Origin of the sequence: Pseudomonas sp. NFPP02, assembly GCF_900119355.1 — a bacterium.
Classification (GTDB): domain Bacteria; phylum Pseudomonadota; class Gammaproteobacteria; order Pseudomonadales; family Pseudomonadaceae; genus Aquipseudomonas; species Aquipseudomonas paracarnis.
Genome location: NZ_FPJI01000003.1, coordinates 1 through 4,069 on the forward strand (window position 1 = coordinate 1; position 4,069 = coordinate 4,069).

Annotated in this window: 2 protein-coding genes; both read right to left on the bottom strand. The window is 61.6% G+C overall.

The window, feature by feature from the left end; genetic code table 11:
* Positions 1–67 precede the first annotated feature (67 nt).
* The gene (locus tag BT204_RS06145) at positions 68–2,026 is read right to left on the bottom strand and encodes a MacB family efflux pump subunit (protein ID WP_057974884.1); all 1,959 of its coding nucleotides are present in this window, start codon (positions 2,024–2,026) and stop codon (positions 68–70) included.
* Between the two features lie 3 nt (positions 2,027–2,029).
* A complete protein-coding gene (macA, locus tag BT204_RS06150; protein WP_072445987.1) occupies positions 2,030–3,181 on the bottom strand; it encodes a macrolide transporter subunit MacA in 1,152 nt (383 codons plus the stop codon).
* Positions 3,182–4,069: the final 888 nt, after the last annotated feature.

Genomic DNA, 4,069 nt, shown 5'->3' on the forward strand with positions numbered 1-4,069 from the left:
GTGGACGCAGAGCGTCCATGGCGGCGTTCCCACGCAGAGCGTGGGAACGATCAGCAGCTCCCTCAGGTCAGTCCCGGGCCAGTGCCTCTATCGGGTCCAACCGCGCCGCATTCCGCGCCGGTACAAAACCAAACACAATGCCGATCAACGTCGAACAGGCAAACGCGGTAATGATCGAGCCCACCGAAAACACCATCTCCCACTCCTTCACAAACAGCGAAAACAGGTAGCCGATGGCGTAGGACAAGGAGATCCCGATGATCCCGCCGATCAGGCACACCATCACCGCCTCCACTAGAAACTGTTGGCGAATATCCGATTGCCGCGCCCCCACCGCCATGCGAATCCCGATTTCACGGGTGCGCTCGGTGACCGACACCAGCATGATATTCATCACACCAATACCGCCCACCAGCAAAGAAATCACCGCAATCAATGACAGCAACAGCGCGAGGGAGCGGCTGGTTTTCTGCACCGTCTGCATGATGCTGTCGAGGTTGTTGGTGAAAAAATCCTTGGTGCCATGGCGTTGCAGCATGAGCTTATTGACGTTGTCTTCCACCACCTTGCTCGGCTGGCCGTCCTTGATGCGCACGGTGATGCTGTCCAGATGACGCTGGCCCAGCAGACGGCCCGCCGCGGTTTCGTATGGCACCCACACGTTCAGGGCCTTGCTGGCGGCGAACATGTTTTTATTGTCCGCCGTCACGCCGATCACCGTGCACGGCAGGTTGCCTATCAGGATCACCTGGCCCAGCGGGTCGATGTTGGGCCCGAACAGGCGCTGGCGAGTATTGTGGTCGATCACCACCACCTGGGCCTGGCGCCGCGCATCGCTTTCGCTGAAGGTAATGCCGGCTTCAAGCTTGAGGCCCTTGACCTTGAAGTAGCGGTCACTGACACCATTGACCTGTGCATCCACGTCGATGTTGCCAAAGCGCAGCATCAGGTTGCGGCCCACCACCGGCGTGGCGCTGTCGACGTAATACAGCTGGTTCAGCGCGTCCACATCCGAGGGCATCAGCGTCTGGATCGCCGAGGCTCGACTGTCGCCAAAGCTGGTGCCGGAAAAGATATCGATGGTGTTGCTGCCAATCGCCTGGATGTCCTTGAGCACATAGCGCTTGGCGCCTTCGCCGATGGCCGAAATCGACACCACCGAGGTGATGCCGATGACAATCCCGAGCATGGTCAGCAAGGTGCGCATGCGGTGGGAGATCAGCGCCACCCACGCCATGTTGAACGCTTCCTTGAACAGCCCCAGGCTCGCCACCAGGCGCCGCGCCCCGCTGCGTCGGGGCTCGACCGGCGCCTCGACGGGCAATTCCAGGCCGACGCTGTCGTTGGCCTTGTCGCTGATGATCTCGCCATCACACACCTCGACAATGCGCTGGGCGTTCGCCGCGACCTTGGGGTCGTGGGTGACGATAATCACCGTGTGCCCCGCCGCGTGCAGTTCGGCGAGGATGCGCATCACCTCCTTGCCGCTGTGGGTGTCGAGGGCGCCGGTGGGTTCGTCGGCCAGGATCACTTCACCGCCATTCATCAAGGCCCGCGCGATACTCACCCGCTGCTGTTGCCCGCCGGACAGCTGGCTGGGCCGATGGCTGGTGTGGCCCGACAGGCCCAGGCGTGCCAGCAATTCCCCGGCGCGGCTATGGCGCTGGCTTTGCGGGGTGCCGGCGTAGATCGCCGGCATCTCCACGTTGTGCAAAGCGCTCAGGTGCGCGAGCAAATGGTAACGCTGGAAGATAAACCCGAAGTAATCGCGCCGCAGCTCTGCCAGTTGCTCATCGCCCAGGGAGCGGGTTTCGATGCCATTGATCTTGTAGCTGCCGGCGGTGGCGTAATCCAGGCCACCGAGGATGTTCATCAGGGTCGATTTACCCGAACCGGAGGCTCCGATAATCGCCAGCATTTCCCCGGCATGGATGGTCAGGTCGATGCCCTTGAGCGCGATGAACTCACGCTCGCCGGCCATGAAGCTGCGGGTGATGCCCTTGAGTTCCAACAGAGGCTGGGTCATGACTCAACTCCCCGCCACGGCAGGTGTAGCATCACCGATCACCACGGTGTCGCCCTCGGCCAGGCCGTCCAGGATCTGCACCTTGACGTTGTTATTGATACCGGTCTTCACCGTGCGGGCGACCGCCTTGCCCTTGGCATCCAGCACCCGCACTTCGTAGCGGCCATCGGCATTGCGCACGCCCAGCGCCGCCACGGGCACCATCAGCGCGGCCTGGGCGGTGTCGAGCACGATGCGCACCTGGGCGGTCATGGCGATGCGCAGGCGGTGCTCTGGGTTGGGCACGTCGAACAACGCGTTGTAAAACACCGCGGTGTTTTGCTTCGGCGTGCCGGCGGTCTGGGTTTCCAGGAAGTTCTGCGGCGCCGGCTCGGTGCCGCGCAGCTTGGCGTAATAGCGCTTGTCCGCCTCGCCGAGAATGGTGAAGTACACCTGCTGGCCGGGGCTGATATGAATCACATCCGCTTCCGACACTTGGGCTTTGACGGTCATGGTGTCCAGGTCTGCCAGCTTGAGCAGCACGGGCGCCAACTGGCTGGCGATCACGGTCTGGCCTTCCTGGGTGACAATGCCCACCACGTCGCCGTCGATGGGCGCGTTGATGCGGGTATAGGCCAGGTTGACCTTGGCGGTGTCGATCTCGATGTGCGCGCTTTTGATCTGTGCGTCCAGGGACAGCAGGTTGGCCTGCTGCACCTGGTAGGTCGATTCGGCGTCTTCGAAATCCTGGCGTGACACCGACTCGTCGGCCTGCAAGCCTTTGTAGCGCTCATATACGGACCTGGCCTGCTTGAGCTGCGCGGCTGTCGCCCGGCGTTGGGCCTGGAGGTTTTCTTCATCGACCTGGGCTTTGCGCAGGGTGTTCTGCAGGATCAAGGGGTCGATTTCAGCCAGCCATTGGCCCTTCTTTACCTTGTCGCCGACTTTGACTTTCAGCGACTTGAGCTGGCCAGAGACCTGGGCGCCGACGTCGACTTGTTTGACGCCTTCGAGCAGGCCGGTGGCCAATACCGCGTTTTCGATATCGCCGCGTTCGGCGGTCGCGGTGAGGTATTGGGGGGCGTCGGCGGGGGCGTTTACGGTGTAGATGGCCAGGCCGATTGCGACGGCCACTGAAGCCAGAATGCCGATTTTGCGGAATTTAGACGTTTGCATGGTTGGCTTCTTGATTGAGTACAAATATGGTTGCGCGCTGACGCTGGCCTGGGTAAAGACCTGACAGCCGACCCCTGTCTACCTGACGCTCCCCGGTCCAAATGTGGGAGCTGGCTTGCCTGCGATGGCGGCCTTCTGGTCGACCATTTAGTTGGGTTGGAATGCGTACATATCCATTCCTGCGGTAACGGCCACCTAGGGTTCCGCTCTTACAGCGGCTCACTTTTGAAAAGCGCAAAAGTAAGCAAAACGCTCTTGCCCCACCACTCGGCACCTCGCCCAGGCTCGGTGTGCCCGTAATCCGCCAGTGATTTGGGGGGCCGCCGCCACGCGCCATCCATGGCGCGGGGCGGCTAAACCGGCATCCCTGCCGGTTTAGCCCCCAAATCCCTGTCGAATTCCGGCCAGCGTGGTTTAACGGGGCGCCTAAGATCAAAAGCAGATCAAGATCAAAAGCCGCTCGCTTCGCATCGTGGTTACCGGGGGCAGGCTTGCCCCCAAATGTCTCACTGAGTTCACCCTCAAAAACCGGTCGGCTATAAGGCCGCCGCGCTCTGCTTTTGATCTGAAATCGCCCCGTTAAACCACGCTGGCCGAACGCGGGCTTTGCAGCGTGGGTAACCCGGCAGGACGCCGGGTTAGCCGCACTGGGCCAGGGATGGCCCATTGCGGCGGCCCACGCTGCAAAGCCTGCGTTCGGGCACACCGAGCCTGGGCGAGGTGCCGAGTGGTGGGGCGAAGGCCTTTTGGTTACTTTTGGGCCTTTCCAAAAGTGACCCGCTGTAAGAGCGGAACCATAAGTGGCCGTTACCGCAGGAATGGATATGTACGCAGACAGACCGCTATCGCAAGCAAGCCAGCTCCCATATCTGGATCGGTGCACACCCC

Coding starts and splice junctions, on each gene's coding strand:
- BT204_RS06145 (WP_057974884.1), bottom strand. CDS start 2,026: ATGACCCAGCCTCTGTTGGAACTCAAGGGCATCACCCGCAGCTTCATG.
- macA (WP_072445987.1), bottom strand. CDS start 3,181: ATGCAAACGTCTAAATTCCGCAAAATCGGCATTCTGGCTTCAGTGGCC.